The sequence below is a fragment of the Ideonella sp. sgz306126 genome (genome assembly GCF_056032705.1).
The window spans coordinates 234984-251717 of the sequence record NZ_JBVYWP010000001.1 but is presented as its reverse complement, the minus strand read 5'-3'; the positions used below and the strand labels follow the sequence as shown (position 1 = coordinate 251717).

At 69.5% G+C, this 16734-nt stretch carries 17 protein-coding genes; 10 read left to right on the top strand and 7 right to left on the bottom strand.

Annotated features, from left to right (window positions below):
- The 4 genes from AC0N04_RS01200 to AC0N04_RS01185 all read right to left on the bottom strand — a co-directional run bounded on the left by AC0N04_RS01200 (position 1) and on the right by AC0N04_RS01185 (position 4104).
- Positions 1-1011 carry a GlxA family transcriptional regulator gene (locus AC0N04_RS01200; RefSeq protein ID WP_474277788.1) on the bottom strand — a complete coding sequence of 337 codons (1011 nt, stop codon included), beginning with the start codon at positions 1009-1011 and terminating at the stop codon, positions 1-3.
- Positions 1008-1583 (bottom strand): cysteine hydrolase family protein, encoded by a 576-nt coding sequence (locus AC0N04_RS01195; protein ID WP_474277786.1) that lies wholly within the window; start codon positions 1581-1583, stop codon positions 1008-1010. The genes AC0N04_RS01200 and AC0N04_RS01195 overlap by 4 nt, the downstream gene beginning before the upstream one ends.
- A 95-nt stretch (positions 1584-1678) precedes the next feature.
- A complete protein-coding gene (locus AC0N04_RS01190) occupies positions 1679-2881 on the bottom strand; it encodes a M20 aminoacylase family protein (protein ID WP_474277784.1) in 1203 nt (400 codons plus the stop codon).
- A gap of 80 nt (positions 2882-2961) precedes the next feature.
- Positions 2962-4104, bottom strand: coding sequence for an ABC transporter substrate-binding protein (locus AC0N04_RS01185; RefSeq protein ID WP_474277782.1), 1143 nt, complete (start codon positions 4102-4104; stop codon positions 2962-2964).
- A 109-nt stretch (positions 4105-4213) separates the two neighbouring features.
- Between AC0N04_RS01185 and AC0N04_RS01180 the strand changes: the two genes are divergently transcribed.
- Genes AC0N04_RS01180 through AC0N04_RS01170 form a run of 3 tightly spaced genes read left to right on the top strand, consistent with a single transcriptional unit; the run spans position 4214 to position 7762 of the window.
- Positions 4214-6259 carry a molybdopterin-containing oxidoreductase family protein gene (locus AC0N04_RS01180; RefSeq protein WP_474277780.1) on the top strand — a complete coding sequence of 682 codons (2046 nt, stop codon included), beginning with the start codon at positions 4214-4216 and terminating at the stop codon, positions 6257-6259.
- Positions 6260-6278: 19 nt separating this feature from the next.
- The gene (locus tag AC0N04_RS01175; protein ID WP_474277778.1) at positions 6279-7403 is read left to right on the top strand and encodes an aminopeptidase; all 1125 of its coding nucleotides are present in this window, start codon (positions 6279-6281) and stop codon (positions 7401-7403) included.
- A 50-nt stretch (positions 7404-7453) separates the two neighbouring features.
- Complete coding sequence (locus AC0N04_RS01170; RefSeq protein WP_474277776.1) at positions 7454-7762, top strand: polyhydroxyalkanoic acid system family protein; 309 nt, start codon at positions 7454-7456, stop codon at positions 7760-7762.
- A gap of 35 nt (positions 7763-7797) precedes the next feature.
- Here the strand turns inward: AC0N04_RS01170 and AC0N04_RS01165 are convergent, their stop codons facing one another.
- Positions 7798-8055, bottom strand: coding sequence for an acyl-CoA-binding protein (locus AC0N04_RS01165; protein WP_474277774.1), 258 nt, complete (start codon positions 8053-8055; stop codon positions 7798-7800).
- Positions 8056-8159: 104 nt separating this feature from the next.
- Between AC0N04_RS01165 and AC0N04_RS01160 the strand changes: the two genes are divergently transcribed.
- A complete protein-coding gene (locus AC0N04_RS01160) occupies positions 8160-9584 on the top strand; it encodes a wax ester/triacylglycerol synthase family O-acyltransferase (RefSeq protein WP_474277772.1) in 1425 nt (474 codons plus the stop codon).
- Between the two features lie 15 nt (positions 9585-9599).
- Here AC0N04_RS01160 and AC0N04_RS01155 read toward each other — a convergent pair whose 3' ends face one another.
- Together AC0N04_RS01155 and AC0N04_RS01150 are read right to left on the bottom strand one after the other, a co-directional pair.
- The gene (locus AC0N04_RS01155) at positions 9600-10373 is read right to left on the bottom strand and encodes a hypothetical protein (protein ID WP_474277770.1); all 774 of its coding nucleotides are present in this window, start codon (positions 10371-10373) and stop codon (positions 9600-9602) included.
- Positions 10374-10417: 44 nt separating this feature from the next.
- On the bottom strand, positions 10418-11074 hold the full coding sequence (locus AC0N04_RS01150; protein ID WP_474277768.1) for a TetR/AcrR family transcriptional regulator: 657 nt from the start codon (positions 11072-11074) through the stop codon (positions 10418-10420).
- 109 nt (positions 11075-11183) lie between these two features.
- Between AC0N04_RS01150 and AC0N04_RS01145 the strand changes: the two genes are divergently transcribed.
- From AC0N04_RS01145 to hisD, 6 genes are all read left to right on the top strand, one after another.
- On the top strand, positions 11184-12110 hold the full coding sequence (locus AC0N04_RS01145) for an ABC transporter ATP-binding protein (protein ID WP_474277766.1): 927 nt from the start codon (positions 11184-11186) through the stop codon (positions 12108-12110).
- 86 nt (positions 12111-12196) lie between these two features.
- The gene (locus AC0N04_RS01140) at positions 12197-12952 is read left to right on the top strand and encodes an ABC transporter permease (RefSeq protein ID WP_474279021.1); all 756 of its coding nucleotides are present in this window, start codon (positions 12197-12199) and stop codon (positions 12950-12952) included.
- 50 nt (positions 12953-13002) lie between these two features.
- Positions 13003-13275 (top strand): BolA family protein, encoded by a 273-nt coding sequence (locus AC0N04_RS01135; RefSeq protein WP_474277764.1) that lies wholly within the window; start codon positions 13003-13005, stop codon positions 13273-13275.
- Positions 13276-13384: 109 nt separating this feature from the next.
- Positions 13385-14674: a UDP-N-acetylglucosamine 1-carboxyvinyltransferase gene (gene murA, locus AC0N04_RS01130; protein WP_474277762.1), complete on the top strand. Its 1290-nt coding sequence runs from the start codon at positions 13385-13387 to the stop codon at positions 14672-14674.
- Between the two features lie 73 nt (positions 14675-14747).
- Positions 14748-15386: an ATP phosphoribosyltransferase gene (hisG, locus tag AC0N04_RS01125; protein ID WP_474277760.1), complete on the top strand. Its 639-nt coding sequence runs from the start codon at positions 14748-14750 to the stop codon at positions 15384-15386.
- A gap of 24 nt (positions 15387-15410) precedes the next feature.
- Complete coding sequence (hisD, locus tag AC0N04_RS01120; RefSeq protein WP_474277758.1) at positions 15411-16727, top strand: histidinol dehydrogenase; 1317 nt, start codon at positions 15411-15413, stop codon at positions 16725-16727.
- Positions 16728-16734: the final 7 nt, after the last annotated feature.

Genomic DNA, 16734 nt, shown 5'->3' with positions numbered 1-16734 from the left:
TCATGCCGTGACCGCGCCTGCTGACGGGTGGCGCGCGCGGGCGCGGCGCCACTGGCGCTCGGAGCTGAAGCCGGACACCGCCAACGCCCGGGTCAGGGGCGCGCCGGCCCCCAGCGCTTCGGTGGCCAGGCTCAGGCGAACCGCCTCCACGTAGGTACGCGGCGAGACGCCGGCATGCTGCAGGAACAAGCGGGTGAGGTGGCGCGGCGTGACGTGGGCCACCTCGGCCAGCCGCGCCAGAGGCCAGGGCCCGGCGGGCGCCGCGCAGACCGCGTTCTGCAGCTTGTGCACGGCGGGGTGAAGATGGCTGCGGCAGGCCAGCAGGGGTGAGCGTTCCGGGTCGCCCGCGGCGCGGCGATGAAACACCACCATCACCTGGGCCACGGCCGCCGCCAGGGCCTCGCCCGCGTGTTGCGCGATGCAGTGCAGCGCCAGATCGATGCCGGCGGTGATGCCGGCGCTCGACAGCAGCGGGCCGTCCTCGACGAACACCCGGTTGCCCACCACCTGCGCGGCGGGCGCCAGATGCGCCAGGTCGTCCAGCAGCTCATGGTGCGTGGTGACGTTGCGCCCACCCAGCAGGCCGGCATCGGCGGCCAGCAGCGAGCCGACGCAGACCGTCAGCAGCCGGTGCGAGGTGGCCGGTGCGGCCAGCGCCGGCGCCAGCACGCTGGCCAGCCAGTGCCGCGCCTCCAGCCAGGGTCGTTGGTGCCGGACCACCTGCATCGCGTCGCCGGGGCGGCCCATCAGCACCACCCAGGTCGGATGCGACAACGCGGCCGGCAGCGGCTCCAGCTGGCTCAGCTGCAGGCCGACCGATGAAGTGACGTCGGCGCGCGGACCGGCGAAGCGCAGCCGCCACAGAGGTGGCCTGCCCTGGCGCTGCAACTGCTGATTGGCCAGCCGGAACGCCTCGGCCGGGCCGGCCAGGTCCAGCAGCAAGGTGTCGGGCAGCACGACGAACAGCACCTCCACGCGCGGCGCTGCGGCGATGGCCCGACCTCCCGTCACGCGGCGCGCTCCAGTGCCTGCTCGACCGACGTGATGGTGGCGAAGCGCCCGGCCAGCACGGTGGCGGTGCGCTCGCGGATCGCGGCGGCGTCGAGCGTGCGGCCCTCGGGCGTGATCATGTCGAAGGTCAGCGTGGCGTCGAGCACGTAGTCGACGTCCCAGCCCTCGTCGCTGGCGTGGCGGGCCGTGGTCTCGCAGCATTGCTCGGTGCGGATGCCAGCGACGATCAGCCGGCGGATGCCGTTACGGTGCAGCCAGATCGGCAAGCCCGTGCCCACCAGCGCACTGTGGCGGTGCTTGTCGATTGTCAGCGCCGCGTCGAAGGACTGCAATCCGGCCAGCGGCCGCACCAGCCCGCTGGCGGGAGAAAACGGGTTGTCGGCGCTGTCCGGCCCGTCGGTGTGAAAGATTCGCACGATGGGCACCTGCCGCGACCGGCAACCCTCGATCAGGCGGTTGCACTGGGCCAGGAAGGCCGGCAGCTCGGCGTCACGCCAGAAGGGCCGGGCGGTGAACGAGGCCTGGACGTCGATCAGCAGGAGCGCGGTGGCGCAGGACGGGGCAGCAGGCATGGCGGTGTCTCAGCAGTGGGGATGGCCGGATCATGACCCATGCCGCCCGTCGTTCGCCAGACCACCGAAGGACCATCGCCGGTCAAAAAGGGACCTCACCGAGGGGCGAGCCACGTCTCGGCCAGTTTCACCCACAGCGATGCTCCGAGCGGGATCGCCTCGTCGTTGAAGTCGTAGTTGGGGTTGTGCAGGGTGCACGGCCCCAGGCCGTGGCCCGCGGCGCGGTGGTCGGTGTCGCCGACCCCTTCGCCGTTGCCGATCACGAAGTAGGCCCCCGGCCTTTCCAGCAGGAAGTAGCTGAAGTCCTCGGCCCCCATCGTCGGTTCGAAGGCGAGGGTGTCGTCGGCCCCGACCAACTCGGCCATCACGCCGCGCACGAACTGCGCCTCGGCGGCATGGTTGATGGTCGGCGGATAGTTGCGCAGGAACTCGAACTGCACGCTGGCACCGAACGCCGCCGCGGTGTGTTGGGCCACCTCGCGCATGCGGCGCTCGATCAGGTCCAGCACATCGAGCGCGAAGGTGCGCACCGTGCCCTCGATGACGCAGTGGTCCGGCACGACGTTGGTGGCCTCGCCGGTGTGGATCATCGTCACCGAGATCACGGCCGCATCGGTGGGCTTCTTGTTGCGCGTCACGATGGTCTGGAAGGCCTGCACCATCTGGCAGGCCACCGGCACCGGGTCGATGCCGTTGTGCGGCAGCGCCGCGTGCGAACCCTTGCCGGTGATGGTGATCTTGAACTCGTTGCTGCTGGCCATCGCCGGCCCGTCGCAGACCGCGAACTGGCCCAGACGCATGCCGGGCCAGTTGTGCATGCCGAACACCGCCTCCATCGGAAACTTCTGGAACAGGCCGTCCTTGATCATCTCTCGCGCGCCGCCGCCGCCTTCTTCGGCCGGCTGGAAAATCAGGTAGACCGTGCCGTCGAACGCACGGTGCTTCGCCAGGTATTGCGCCGCGGCCAGCAGCATCGCGGTGTGGCCGTCGTGACCGCAGGCGTGCATCTTGCCCGGATGCCGGCTGGCGTGGGCGAACCGGTTGTGCTCGGTCATGGGCAGTGCGTCCATGTCGGCCCGCAGGCCGATGGCGCGCGGACTGCTGCCGTTCTTCACGATGCCGACGACACCGGTGCCGCCCATGCCGCGGTGGATGGCAATGCCCCACTCGGTCAGTTTCGAGGCCACCAGGTCGGCGGTGCGGACCTCTTCAAAGCACAGCTCCGGGTGGGCATGCAGGTCGCGGCGCAGGCGCGCGATGGGGGCCTGTTCGGCCACGATGTCGGCGATGAGGGGCATGGTGTCTCCCAGGGTTGGAACGATATTACCCGCGCCGTTCCGGCCCCGCTGCGGGTGCGGGCACCCGCAGGTGCCCGTGTTCAGCGGCGGACCTGGCCGTCGCCGGTCAGCATCGACAGGTCGACGAAGTGCGACGCCACGTGCGAGCGCGGACTCAGCGACAGCGGGAATCCGCCCAGGTTCAGGCCCTGCAGCGATTCCAGCCCGTTCACCAGGCCGTCTCGCGTGACGCTGCGCGCCCGGCGCAAGCCCTCGATGAACACGCGCGCGGCGACATAGCCCTCGATGCTGGAATAGTTCGGATGCGCATCGCCGCCGGCCTGCTGGATGGCGGCGAGGTATTCGCGCACCAGTGCCAGCGTGCCGCTGTAGGGATACGGCATGACCTGACTGACGACCACGCCCAGCGCCGCCGGCCCGAGTTCGTCGGCGAGCGCCTGCGTGCCCACGAAGGACACGTTGTAGAACGTCCCGCCATAGCCTGCCGCGCGGGCCGCCCGGATGAAGGCCGCGCAGCTCTTGTAGGCACTGATCTGCACCACGGCATTGGGTTTGGCGGCGAGGATGGTCTTGACCGCGGCGTCGACATCCACGCTGTTGCGCGCCACGGTCCCGACCGCCACCGGGGCCAGGTTCTTCGCCTTGAGCGCCTTGGTGACGCCGTCCAGCCCGGCCTGGCCGTAGCTGTCGTCCTGACGGAACACGGCAATGCGGTTCAGTTCCAGCGACGTCAGCTGGCGGACGATCAGGGCGGTCTCGTCGTCGTACGAGGCGCGCACGTGAAAGACCTGGCGCAGCATCGGCTCGCGCAGCGCCATCGCCCCGGTGAACGGCGCGAAGAACGGCGTGTCGCCGGTCTTGATCAGCGGCAGCGCCGCCAGCGACGTCGGCGTGCCGACATAGCCGAACAGCGCGAAGACGTCGTCGGCCAGGAACTTCTCGGTGTTGGCCAGGCAGCGCGCGGGCTCGTAACCGTCATCGAGCGTGCGCAACTCGATCTGCTGTCCGTTCAGGCCGCCGGCGGCGTTGAAGGCATCGAAACACAGGCGCGCGCCGCGATTGAGCTGAAGCCCCAATTGGGCCGCCGGGCCACTGAAGGCGGCGGACTGGCCCAGGACCAGGCGGTCGCCATGGCTGGCGGCACGGGTAGCGGAGAGGCTCAGCGAACTGCCGGCGGCGGCCAGGGTGCGCAAGGCAGCCCGGCGGGAGACATTGGGATGCATGGGTACTGCGATGAAGACGAGACGCCGTGGGCGATTCTTGCAAATCTTCGGCGCTTCGCCCGCTGTGATATCCCTGAGAGGACAACTGGCATGTGACATCATTCCCGCCATGAACACCTTGCCGACGACGCGGACGGTCCACGGCGCCTGCCCGCACGACTGTCCCGACACCTGTGCGATGCGGGTCACCACCGACGGCACGCGCATCGTGAAGATCCAGGGCGATCCGGACCACCCGCCGACCCACGGTGCGCTGTGCACCAAGGTCTCGCGCTACGCCGAGCGCACCGACCACCCCGAGCGGGTGCTGACGCCGCTGCGCCGGGTCGGCCCGAAAGGGTCCGGACGCTTCGAGCCGATCGGCTGGGACGAGGCGCTGGACACGGTCGTCGCCCGCCTGGGCGAGATCGCCGCGCGCGATCCGCAGGCGATCCTGCCCTACAGCTATGCCGGCACGATGGGCCTGGTGCAGGGCGAGGCGATGGCCGCGCGCTTCTTCCACCGCCTGGGCGCGTCGCTGCTGGACCGGACCATCTGCGCCTCGGCCGGCGGCGCGGCGATGGAGATGACCTACGGCGGCAAGCTGGGCATGCACCTGGAGCAGTTCGCCCACAGCCGGCTGATCCTGATCTGGGGCAGCCACTCGATCGCGTCCAACCTGCACTTCTGGACCTTCGCCCAGGCCGCCAAGCGCGCCGGTGCCAAGCTGATCGCGATCGATCCGCGGCGCACCGAGACCGCCGAAAAGTGCCATCAGCACATCGCCCTGCTGCCGGGCACCGATGGCGCGCTGGCGCTGGGGCTGATGCACGAGCTGATCGTCCATGACTGGCTGGACCACGACTACCTGGCCCGCCACGTCGAAGGCTGGCCGGAGCTGCGCGAGCGCGCGCTGTCGTGGCCGCCCGAACGGGTGGCGCAGACCTGCGGCCTCACGGCCGACGAGGTGCGCGGACTGGCGCGCGACTACGGCGCCACGGCGCCGGCGGCCATCCGCCTGAACTACGGCATGCAGCGCGTGCATGGCGGCGGCAACGCCGTGCGTCTGGTGGCGCTGCTGCCGTGCCTGGTGGGCGCCTGGCGCCATCCGGCGGGAGGGCTGCTGCTGTCGTCGTCGGGCTGGTTCAAGTCGGTGCGCAACGAGGCCGGGTTGTACCGGCCCGAGTTGCTGGCCGGCCGCCGGCCGCGCACGATCAACATGAGCACCATCGGGGATGACTTGCTGCGCGAGTCGTCCACCGCGTTCGGCCCGAGGATCGAGGCGGTGGTGGTCTACAACAGCAACCCGGTGGCCGTGGCGCCGGAGTCGCGCAAGGTGGTCCGGGGCTTCGCGCGCGACGACTTGTTCACGGTGGTCCTGGAGCATTTCCTGACCGACACCGCCGATCACGCCGACATCGTGCTGCCGGCCACCACGCAGCTGGAGCACTGGGACGTGCATACCAGCTACGGCCACACCTACCTGTTGATCAACGAGCCCGCCATCGGGCCGCGCGGCCAGGCCCGTTCGAACGCGGAGATCTTTCGTCAACTGGCGGCACGCATGGGCTTCGACGACCCTTGCTTCGGGGACGACGACCTCGCGCTGGCGCGCCAGGCGCTCGACGATGCGGTCGATTTCGATCGTCTGCGCCGGGACGGCTGGATCAAGCTGCCGCTGCCCGACGCCCCGTTTGCCGACGGCGGCTTCGCCACCCCCAGTGGCAAAGCCCGCGCCTGCGCGCCCGGCGTGCCGCTGCCCGACCACCTGCCCAACCACGAGAGCGCCGCCAGCACGCCCGAGCTGGCGCAGCGCTTTTCGCTGGCGATGATTTCACCGCCGGCGCGCCACTTTCTCAACTCCACCTTCGTCAACGTCAAGAGCCTGCGCGACATCGAGGGCGAGCCGCTGCTGGAGATCCACCCGGACGACGCGGCTTCGCGCGGCGTGACGGACGGGCAGGGCGTGCGCGTCTTCAACGACCGCGGCGAGTACCACTGCACCGCGCGCGTCAGCGCTCGGGCCCGGCGGGGCGTGGTCCATGGCCTGGGGGTATGGTGGCGCAAGCTGGGCCGCAACGGCACCAACGTCAACGAACTGACCCACCAGCAGCTCACCGACCTGGGCCGTGCGCCGGCGTTCTACGACTGCCTGGTCGAGGTGGCGGCGCTGTGAAGCGGTCCGACGGCCTGCGGTGACCGGCCGGCCATCGACAGGTCGGCGCTGGCGCCGGGCCGCGCTGGCGAGCGGGGTGCTGGCGGCGTCGAGCATCGCCGCACTCTGTCTCAGCAGCGGCTGCAGCAGCGTGGGCTATCTGGCGCAGTCGGCGCAGGGACACCTGGGCCTGCTCGCCAGCGCGCGGCCGGTCAGCGACTGGCTCCATGACGAGCAACTGCCGGCGGCGCTGCGGCAGCGCCTGCTGCTGAGCCAGCGCATGCGCGACTTCGCGGTCGACGAGTTGAAGCTGCCCGACAACCGCAGCTATCGGTCCTATGCCGATCTGAAGCGCCCGGCGGCGGTGTGGAACGTGGTGGCGGCGCCCGAGTTGTCCTTGCAGCTCAAGACCTGGTGCTTCCCGATCGTGGGCTGCGTCGCGTACCGTGGCTACGACGTGCTGGCCCGTGCCGAGGCCGCCGCGCAGCGCCTGCGCGACCAGGGGTTGGAGGTGCGCGTCTATCCGGTTCCGGCCTACTCGACGCTGGGCTACTCCAACTGGCTGGGCGGCGACCCGCTGCTGTCGAGCTTCATCCAGTGGCCGGAGGGCGAGCTGGCGCGTCTGATCTTCCACGAACTGGCTCACCAGGAGGTCTACGCGGCCGGCGACACCGAGTTCAACGAAAGCTTCGCCACCACCGTCGAGCGCCTGGGCGCCGAGCGCTGGCTGCGAGAGCAGGGCTCGCCCGCGGCGCTGGCGCAATACCGCGAGATCGACGCGCGCCGGCGCGACGTCCAGGCGCTGACGCAGCGCTACCGTGCGGCGCTCGACGCGCTGTACCGCAGCGAACGGTCCGACGCGGACAAGCGGGAGGGCAAGGTCCGCCTGATGGCCGCGCTGCGCAGCGACTATGCCCAGCTCAAGCGCCAGCGTTGGGCCGGCTACGACGGCTACGACGCCTTTTTCCAGCACGCCAACAACGCGTCGCTGGGCATGCTGGCCGCGTACACCCATTGGGTGCCCGCCTTCGAGGCCTTGTTCAGGCAGCAAGGCGGCGACTTCGCACGCTTCTACGCCGCTGTGCGGCACCTGGCGGCCTTGCCACGGGACGAGCGCGACGCGACACTGCGCAAGCTGCTGTCGGCCCCGGCAGCCGCCGATTGACCGCTGTTTTTCCCCGGCGCCTTCCCTCCCCAACGACTTGCACCGATTCCATGGCAGAGATCCACATCCATCGCGACCACCGTCTGGGCCTGGCCCGCGCCCGCAAGGTGGCGCTGAAATGGGCCGAGCACGTCGAAAAGAGCTTCGACATGGAATGCAGCATCCTCGAAGGCGAGACCAGCGACACGGTGCAGTTCAGCCGCGCCGGCGTGACCGGCAGCATGATCGTGTCGGGTCAGCATTTCGAGCTTCAGGCCAAGCTCGGCTTCCTGCTGGGGGCCTTCGCGACGAAGATCGAGTCCGAGGTGCAGAAGCAACTCGACGACGCGCTGGCCCGCGAGCAGGCCAAGAAGAAGTGATGCGGTGCGGACGCGCGGCCGTGCGCCGCGCGGCGTCAATCCTTGAGCGACGCGATCAGGTCGATGTACTGCTGCATCGCGTCGTCGGCCGACGTGCCGGTCAGGCCGGCCCAGGCATCGAATTTCGCGCGGCCGACCAGATCGCCGAAGCCCGGGCGCTTGCCTTGCGCGTCGCCGGTCGTGGCCTGCTTGTACAGTGCATAGATCTTCAGCAAGGTCATGTTGTCCGGTTTTTCGGGCAGTTGCTTGCTGTCGATCACGGCCTGCTCGAACGTCGATTTCAGGTCAGCCATCGCGGATCTCCTCGGGTGAAGCGCTGGGTTAAGCCAGCTTGACGCGAGGGATGTTAACCAGCACGCTGCCGGTTGCGGCGTCCAACAGAACGAGGTAAGGCTTCATGTCATCTCCCGCTGGCGAACGCATGTCGCGCGTCGACACCGCCTGGCTGCGCATGGACAACGACGCCAACCTGATGATGATCGTCGGCGTCTGGCTGATCGAGCCGGGGATCGACCTGCGGGCGATGCGCGATCGGGTGCGCGACACGCTGCTGAAATACGACCGCTTCCGCCAGAAGGTGGTGCATGACGCGCTGGGCGCGCTGTGGGTCGACGATCCGGACTTCGACCTCGACGCCCATGTGGTGCGCGAGACCCTGGCGAGGTCCCGCAGCCGCCCGCCGCTGGAGGCCCTGAAGCAGCGGGTGGCCGAGCTGACCTCGGTGCCGCTCGATCCCCAGCGGCCGCTGTGGAAGTTTCATCTGGTCGAGCATCTGGACGAGGGTTCGGGCGCCGGCCGCAGCGCCTTCATCCTGCGCATCCATCACTGCATCGGCGACGGCATCGCGCTGGTGTCCGTCGCGCTGTCGATGACCGACGGCGGCCAGCCCCCGCCGACCGGCCAGCGCGCCGCGGCCGGGGCCCGCGAGGGCGACTGGCTGAGCGACGCGCTGATCCAGCCGCTGACCGATCTGGCGGCCCGGGCCGCGGGCCTGACCGGCGGCGGCGTGGCCAAGTCGATCGACCGCCTGTCCGACGGCGGCGAGATGGCCCGGGCCGGCTATCAACTGCTGAGCGACGCGGCGTCGCTGGCTTTGATGCCCGACGACTCCCACAGCGTGCTCAAGGGCAAGGCCACGCCGGGCAAACGCGTGGCCTGGGGCGAACCGCTGCCGCTGGCCGACGTGAAGGCGGTCGGGCAGGCGCTCAGGGCGTCGATCAACGACGTGCTGCTGAGTTGCGTGGCCGGTGCGATCGGCGAGTACCTGCGCAGCCGCGGCGACGAACCCGACGGCAAGGAGTTGCGGGCCATGGTGCCGGTCAACCTGCGCCCGCTCGACCAGGCCTGGAAGCTGGGCAACCGGTTCGGCCTGGTGCCGCTGGTCCTGCCGGTCGGCCTGGCCAACCCGGTCGAGCGCCTGGCCGTGGTGCGTGCGCGCATGGCCGACCTCAAGGGCGGCTACCAGCCGGTCATGACCTTCGCGCTGCTGGCGGCGGCGGGCTGGCTGGTCAAGCCCCTGCAAGACGCGCTGCTGAACCTCTTCTCGCGCAAGACGACGGCGGTGATGACCAACGTGCCCGGACCCACGCAGGCGCTGACGCTGTGCGGGCGAACGGTTCGCCAGGTGATGTTCTGGGTGCCGCAAAGCGGCGACATCGGGCTGGGCGTGAGCATCCTCAGCTACGCCGGCGGCGTGCAGTTCGGCTTGATCAGCGACGACGTCCTGTGCCCGGACCCGGAGGCCATCGTCGCCCGGTTCCAGCCCGAATTCGACAAGCTGTTGTACCTCGCGTTGATGCTGCCCTGGGGCGACGGCGCCTGAGCCGGGCTGCCGGCTTCAGTCTTCCAGTTCGGCCTTGGCCATCTCGATGTCCAGCCGCTCCATCGCGTCCATCGCCTCGGCGGCGGCAGCCTCCTGGTACAGCTGCTCGGCCTCCGCCATCTTCTTGTCGCCCTCCAGCATCACCAGGCCATTCGCGTATTCGACGCGGGCGATCGCACTGTCGGGGTTCAGGCGTAGCGCCTCGCGAAACAGCTTCAATCCGGTGGCCGCATCGGCACCCTGGGTCTTGCCCAGCAACTTGCCGACCTTGTCGATCACCTCGGCGTGGAAGGTGCCCAGCGCGATGTGGGCGTCGGCATGCCGGGGCTGCAGCCGGATGGCGGTTTCCAGCGCCTGCTTGACCTTGCCGCCCAGGCCCTGGGTCAGGGCTTTGGCCACGCTGATGCCCTGGCTGTAGCGCCCCAGCGCATAGGCCTGCAGGTAATGGGCGTTGGGGTTGCGCGGGTCGGCCGCCGCCTGGGCGGCAGCCCGCTCGGCGGCTTCGGTGAACAGCGCAAGCTTGGTCTTCTCGCTCTTCTCGAGGTAGTTGGCATAGATGCACTGGGCTTTGTTGGCCACCGTGATGCCGGCGCCACCGGCCTGCATGCCGGCTTGCGCCGCGGCCTGGAACTGGCCGGCGTGGTAGAGCGCCCAGGCGGCCTGCACCGCCGGGTCTGCCGGCCAGGGCTCGGCATCTCCGGCATGCAGGCGGGTCCAGCGCTTCTTCAGTGCGGCCGCGCCGTAGGTATAGGGGCCAGCATCGTAGGGAAAGGCGGACCAGCGGGCCATCGGGGGTCTCCAGGCAGGGGTGGGGCCGGCGCGGCGCAGGAACGTCAGGCGTCCCGGTAGCTGCCGGCCAGGGTGTTCAGGTGGGCGCGCGCGTCGGCGCTCAGGTAGGGACCGAGCAGGCTCAGCACGTGCCAGGCGCCGCGCGCGAGCGTGCTGGCGGCGTGCTCGGCCTCCAGCGCCTTGCGCGGTTCCCTCACGTATTCGTAGCTGAGCCAGTAGGTCAGCACGACCACCATCGAGGTGGCGACCGCGCTGGCGTCCGCGCGGTCGATGCGCATGGCGCTGGCGCGCGCCAGGCCTGACAGCACGGCCTCCACGGCGCGCGAGGTGTTCTTGAGCACGAACTGGAAATGCGTCTCCAGCCGGCGGTTCTTGCTCAGCAGATCGTTGAGATCGCGGTACAGGAAGCGGTAGTCCCAGATCAGCTCGAACAGCATGTGGAAGAACAACCAGGCATCCTCGACGTTGCGGACGTCGTCGGCCGCGTTGAGCAACTCGTTGAGCGATTTCTCGTAGCGGTCGAACAGCGAGTTGATCAACTCGTCCTTGGCCGGGTAGTGGTAATAGAGGTTGCCCGGGCTGATCCCCAGCTCTGCCGAGATCAGCGTGGTCGACACGTTGGGCTCGCCGAAGCGATTGAACAGGTCGAGCGTGACTTCGAGAATGCGCTCGGCGGTGCGGCGCGGCTTCTTGGCTTGCATGGAGAGGGGAGCAGGCTTGCGCATGCAAGGCCTGGGGCTGGGGCGGGTGGTCCAATCTAGCACCCCTACGCGACACGTCCAAAGGGGGCTCTCCCTACAATGCCCGCCCATGCCAGCCATTTCATTCCAAGGCGTCGTCAAGACCTTCTCGGGCGCCCGCGGTGCCGTTCGCGCGCTGGACGGCGTCAGCTTCGACATCGAAGAGGGCGAATTCTTCGGCCTGCTGGGCCCGAACGGGGCCGGCAAGACCACACTGATCAGCATTCTGGCGGGCCTGGCGCGTGCCACCTCGGGGCGGGTCAGCGTGATGGGCCACGACGTGGTGACCGACTACGCGGCGGCGCGGCGCGCGCTGGGCATCGTGCCGCAGGAACTGGTGTTCGACCCGTTCTTCTCGGTGCGCGAGACCCTGCGCATCCAGAGCGGCTACTTCGGCGTGCGCCACAACGACGACTGGATCGATGAATTGCTGGACGGGCTGGGGCTGGGCGACAAGGCCGGCGCCAACATGCGCCAGCTCTCCGGCGGCATGAAGCGCCGGGTCCTGGTGGCCCAGGCTCTGGTGCACAAGCCGCCGGTGATCGTGCTGGACGAACCCACGGCGGGGGTCGATGTCGAGCTGCGGCAGACCCTGTGGCAGTTCATCGCCCGGCTCAACAAGCAGGGGCACACGGTGCTGTTGACTACCCATTACCTGGAAGAGGCCGAGGCGCTGTGCGGTCGCATCGCGATGCTCAAGAGCGGCCGCGTGGTGGCGCTGGATCGCACCGCCAACCTGCTGTCGGCCACCAAGGGCTGCATGCTGCGCTTCAAGACCGACGACGCGCTGCCGGCCGACCTGGCCACGCGCTCGCGGGTGACGGGCCGCATCGCCCAGGTGCCGGCACGCGACGCGGCGGGGGTCGAGACGGTGCTGGCGCGGCTGCGCGAGGCCGGGGTGAAGGCCGAGGATCTGGAGATCGGCCGGGCGGATCTGGAAGACGTGTTCCTGGCCATCATGCACGGTGCGTCGGGTCAACAAGAGGTGGCGGCATGAGCGAGACGACGACGGCCAACGCAAGCCGGATCGAACCGGGGCGGGCGGCCGCCAGCAACGTGCCGGTCGCCCGGGCGCACCGGCGTCTGGCCGGTGCCCGCACCCTGTTCTACAAGGAAGTGCTGCGCTTCTGGAAGGTCAGCTTTCAGACCGTGGGCGCGCCGGTGCTGACGGCGGTGCTCTACCTGCTGATCTTCGGCCACGTGCTGCAGGACCACGTCAAGGTGTACAACCAGATCGGCTACACCAGCTTCCTGATCCCGGGGCTGGTGATGATGAGCGTGCTGCAGAACAGCTTTGCCAACACCTCGTCGAGCCTGATCCAGAGCAAGATCACCGGCAACCTGGTGTTCCTGCTGGTGACGCCGCTGTCGCACTGGGCCTGGTACGTGGCCTACGTCGGGGCCGCCGTGGTGCGCGGCCTGGCGGTCGGCGTGGGCGTGCTGCTGGTGACGGTCTGGTTCGGCCCGCCCGGCCTCGTGCAACCGGCCTGGGCCCTGGTGTTCGCGGTGCTGGGCTCGGCGCTGATGGGCTCGCTGGGGCTGATCGCCGGTCTGTGGGCCGAGAAGTTCGACCAGATGGCGGCCTTCCAGAATTTTCTGGTGATGCCCATGACCATGCTGGCCGGGGTGTTCTACTCGGTGCATTCGCTGCCCGGCTTCTGGCAGGCCGCCAGCCACCTGAACCCGTTCTTCTACATGATCGACGGCTTCCGCCACGGCTTCTTCGGCGTCAGCGATGTCTCGCCCTGGCTCAGCCTGGGCATCGTGGGCGGCAGTTTCCTGGCCACCGCGGCCCTGACGCTGGGCCTGCTGAAGTCCGGCTACAAGCTGCGCAGCTGAGGCCCCGGCAGCCCGCCGGCGGCGCGGCTTGGGCGATAATTCGAGCCATCATGGCCCAACCGACCCCCGACCAGCTTCGCCACTACATCGCCCAGGGCCTGCCCTGCGCGCATCTGGAGGTCGATGGCGACGGCCAGCATTTCTACGCCACCATCGTGTCGGCCGAGTTCGAGGGCCTGACCCGCATCCGGCGTCACCAGCGCGTCTATGCCGCGCTGGGCGAGCGCATGCGCGAGGAAATCCACGCGCTGTCGATGAAGACCCTCACGCCGGCGGAGTGGGCCAGCAGCACCCCGTCGGCGAGCACGCCCCACACCCACTGACCCCCCGAGGCCGGCTGCCTCGGGTGACGCGCCAGCGGCCTGTTGGGGGCGTACGCTGACCCGCCGCCCCCGTCTGACGACGCTGCCGGCCCGCAACCGAGCCTAGCCCATGGACCAACTCCTTATTCGCGGCGGCCAGCGCCTCAATGGCGAGGTGCTGATTTCGGGCGCCAAGAACGCGGCCCTGCCCGAGCTCTGCGCTGCCTTGCTCTGCGCCGAACCGGTGACGCTGACCAACGTGCCCAGGCTGCAGGACGTGGCCACCACGATCAAGCTGCTGCGGCACATGGGGGCCGCGGCCGAGCGTTCCGCCGCCCGGGACGACGAAGTCCGCATCGACGCGGGCACCGTCAACACCACCGAGGCGACCTACGACCTGGTCAAGACGATGCGCGCGTCGATCCTGGTGCTCGGCCCGCTGCTGGCGCGCTTCGGCCACGCCCGGGTGTCGCTGCCGGGCGGCTGCGCGATCGGTTCGCGGCCGGTGGACCAGCACATCAAGGGCCTGCAGGCGATGGGCGCCGAGATCACGGTCGAGCACGGCTACATCCAAGCCGTCGCGCCGATGAATGCCGACGGCCAGCGCCGCCTGCGCGGCGCGCGCATCACCACCGACATGGTCACCGTCACCGGCACCGAGAACCTGCTGATGGCGGCGGTGCTGGCCGAGGGCGAGACGGTGCTGGAAAACGCGGCGCAGGAGCCCGAGATCCCCGACCTGGCCGACATGCTGATCGCGATGGGCGCCAGGATCGAAGGCCAGGGCACGCGCTGCATCCGCGTGCAGGGCGTGGCCTCGCTGCATGCGCCTCAGGGCGGGCACCGCATCATTCCCGACCGCATCGAGACCGGCACCTTCCTGTGCGCGGTGGCCGCGACCGGTGGCGACGTGACGCTCAGGAGCGCCCGCGCCGACCACCTGGACGCGGTGATCGACAAGCTGCGCGAGGCGGGCGCGACGATCACCTCGGGCCCGGACTGGATCCGCGTGCAGGCCAGCGGCCGGCCCAAGGCGGTGAGTTTCCGCACCAGCGAATATCCGGCGTTCCCGACCGACATGCAGGCCCAGTTCATGGCGGTCAATGCCGTCAGCGAAGGCAGCGCGAAGATCAGCGAGACCATCTTCGAGAACCGTTTCATGCACGTCAACGAGCTGATCCGGCTGGGCGCGAAGATCGACGTCGACGGCCATACCGCGATGGTGACCGGCGTGGCGCGTCTGTCGGGCGCCGCGGTGATGGCCACCGACCTGCGCGCGTCGGCCAGTCTCGTGATCGCCGGCCTGGTGGCCGACGGCGAGACCACGGTCGACCGGGTCTATCACCTGGACCGCGGCTACGACCGCATGGAAGCCAAGCTGCGCGGCATCGGCGCCCACATCGAAAGAGTCTCCCAATGACGACCTCCAGCTCACTTCATTCGCACCCCCCGCGGGACTGCCGTGCCCTCCGGACGGCTGGGCGGGTACGGCCATGATCACGCTGGCGCTGTCCAAGGGACGGATCTTCGAAGAGACGCTGCCGCTGCTGGCGGCCGCCGGCATCGAGGTGACCGAGGACCCCGAGAAGAGCCGCAAGCTGATCCTGCCCACGAACCGGGCCGACGTGCGGGTGGTGCTGGTGCGCGCGACCGACGTGCCGACCTACGTTCAGTACGGCGGTGCCGACCTCGGCGTGGCGGGCAAGGACGTGCTGCTGGAGCACGGCGGCGAGGGCCTGTACCAGCCGCTGGACCTGAACATCGCCAAATGCCGGATGAGCGTCGCGGTGCGCGACGACTACGACTACGCCGCGATGGTCAAGCAGGGCTCGCGGATCCGGGTCGCCACCAAGTACACCGCGGTCGCGCGCCAGCACTTTGCCGACAAGGGCGTGCACGTCGACCTGATCAAGCTCTACGGCTCGATGGAGCTGGCGCCGCTGACCGGGCTGGCAGACGCCATCGTCGACCTGGTCTCCACCGGCAAGACGCTGGTGGCCAACCACCTGGTCGAGGTCGAACGCATCATGGAGATCTCGTCGCGCCTGGTCGTGAACCAGGCCGCGCTGAAGCTCAAGCGCGATCGCCTGCGCCCTTTGATCGACGCCTTCGCCAGCGCCATCCAGCCCTGACCCGTCCTCGACCCGCCCGCCACCATGTCCGCCCTGAACCTGCGCCAGCTCGACACCACCTCCGCCGACTTCGCCGAACAGTTCGAGCGCCTGCGCCACTGGTCGGCCGAGACCGATCAGGCGATCGAAGAGCGGGTGGCGGCGATCGTGGCCGATGTCCGGCAGCGCGGCGACGCGGCGGTGCTGGACTACACCGCCCGTTTCGACAGCGTGTCGGCCGCCTCCGCGGCGCAGTTGGAGCTCAGCCGCGAGGAGTTGAAGACGGCGTTCGACGCCATCACGCCGGCCCAGCGGGCTGCGCTGCAGGCGGCGGCGCGCCGCGTTCGCAGCTACCACGAGCGCCAGTTGCAGGCCAGCGGCCAGAGCTGGACCTACCGCGACGAGGACGGCACGCTGCTGGGCCAGAAGGTCACGCCGCTGGACCGCGTGGGCATCTACGTGCCGGGCGGCAAGGCGGCGTATCCGTCGTCGGTGCTGATGAACGCGATTCCCGCGCACGTGGCGGGAGTCGGCGAGATCATCATGGTCGTGCCGACGCCGCAGGGCGTGAAGAATGAGCTTGTGCTCGCCGCGGCCTACGTGGCCGGCGTGACTCGTGCGTTCACCATCGGCGGTGCGCAGGCGGTGGCGGCGCTGGCCTACGGTACCGCGACGATCCCCGGAGTCGACAAGATCACCGGCCCCGGCAACGCCTATGTCGCCAGCGCCAAGCGGCGGGTGTTCGGGCAGGTGGGCATCGACATGATCGCCGGGCCCAGCGAGATCCTGGTGCTGGCCGACGGCACGACGCCGCCCGATTGGGTCGCGATGGACTTGTTCAGCCAGGCCGAGCACGACGAGCTGGCGCAAAGCATCCTGCTGTGCCCCGACGTCGGCTACGTCGCCCAGGTCCGCGAGGCGATCGAACGCCTGTTGCCGGCGATGCCGCGCGAGCAGGTCATCCGCGCCTCGCTGGAAGGCCGCGGCGCGTTGATCGTCACCCGCTCGATGGACGAGGCCTGCGAGATCAGCAACCGCATCGCGCCCGAGCACCTGGAAGTCTCCAGCGCTGACCCGCACCGCTGGGAGCCGCGCCTGGTGCATGCGGGCGCGATCTTCCTCGGTGCCTACACCAGCGAAAGCCTGGGCGACTACTGCGCCGGCCCCAACCACGTGCTGCCGACCTCGGGCACCGCGCGCTTCTCGTCGCCGCTGGGCACCTACGACTTCCAGAAGCGCAGCAGCCTGATTGAGGTCAGCGAGGCCGGCGCCCAGACCCTGGGCGTGATCGCCGCCGAACTGGCCTACGGCGAGGGCCTGCAAGGCCACGCGATGGCCGCCGAGATGCGCCTCAAACCTTAATTTTCGT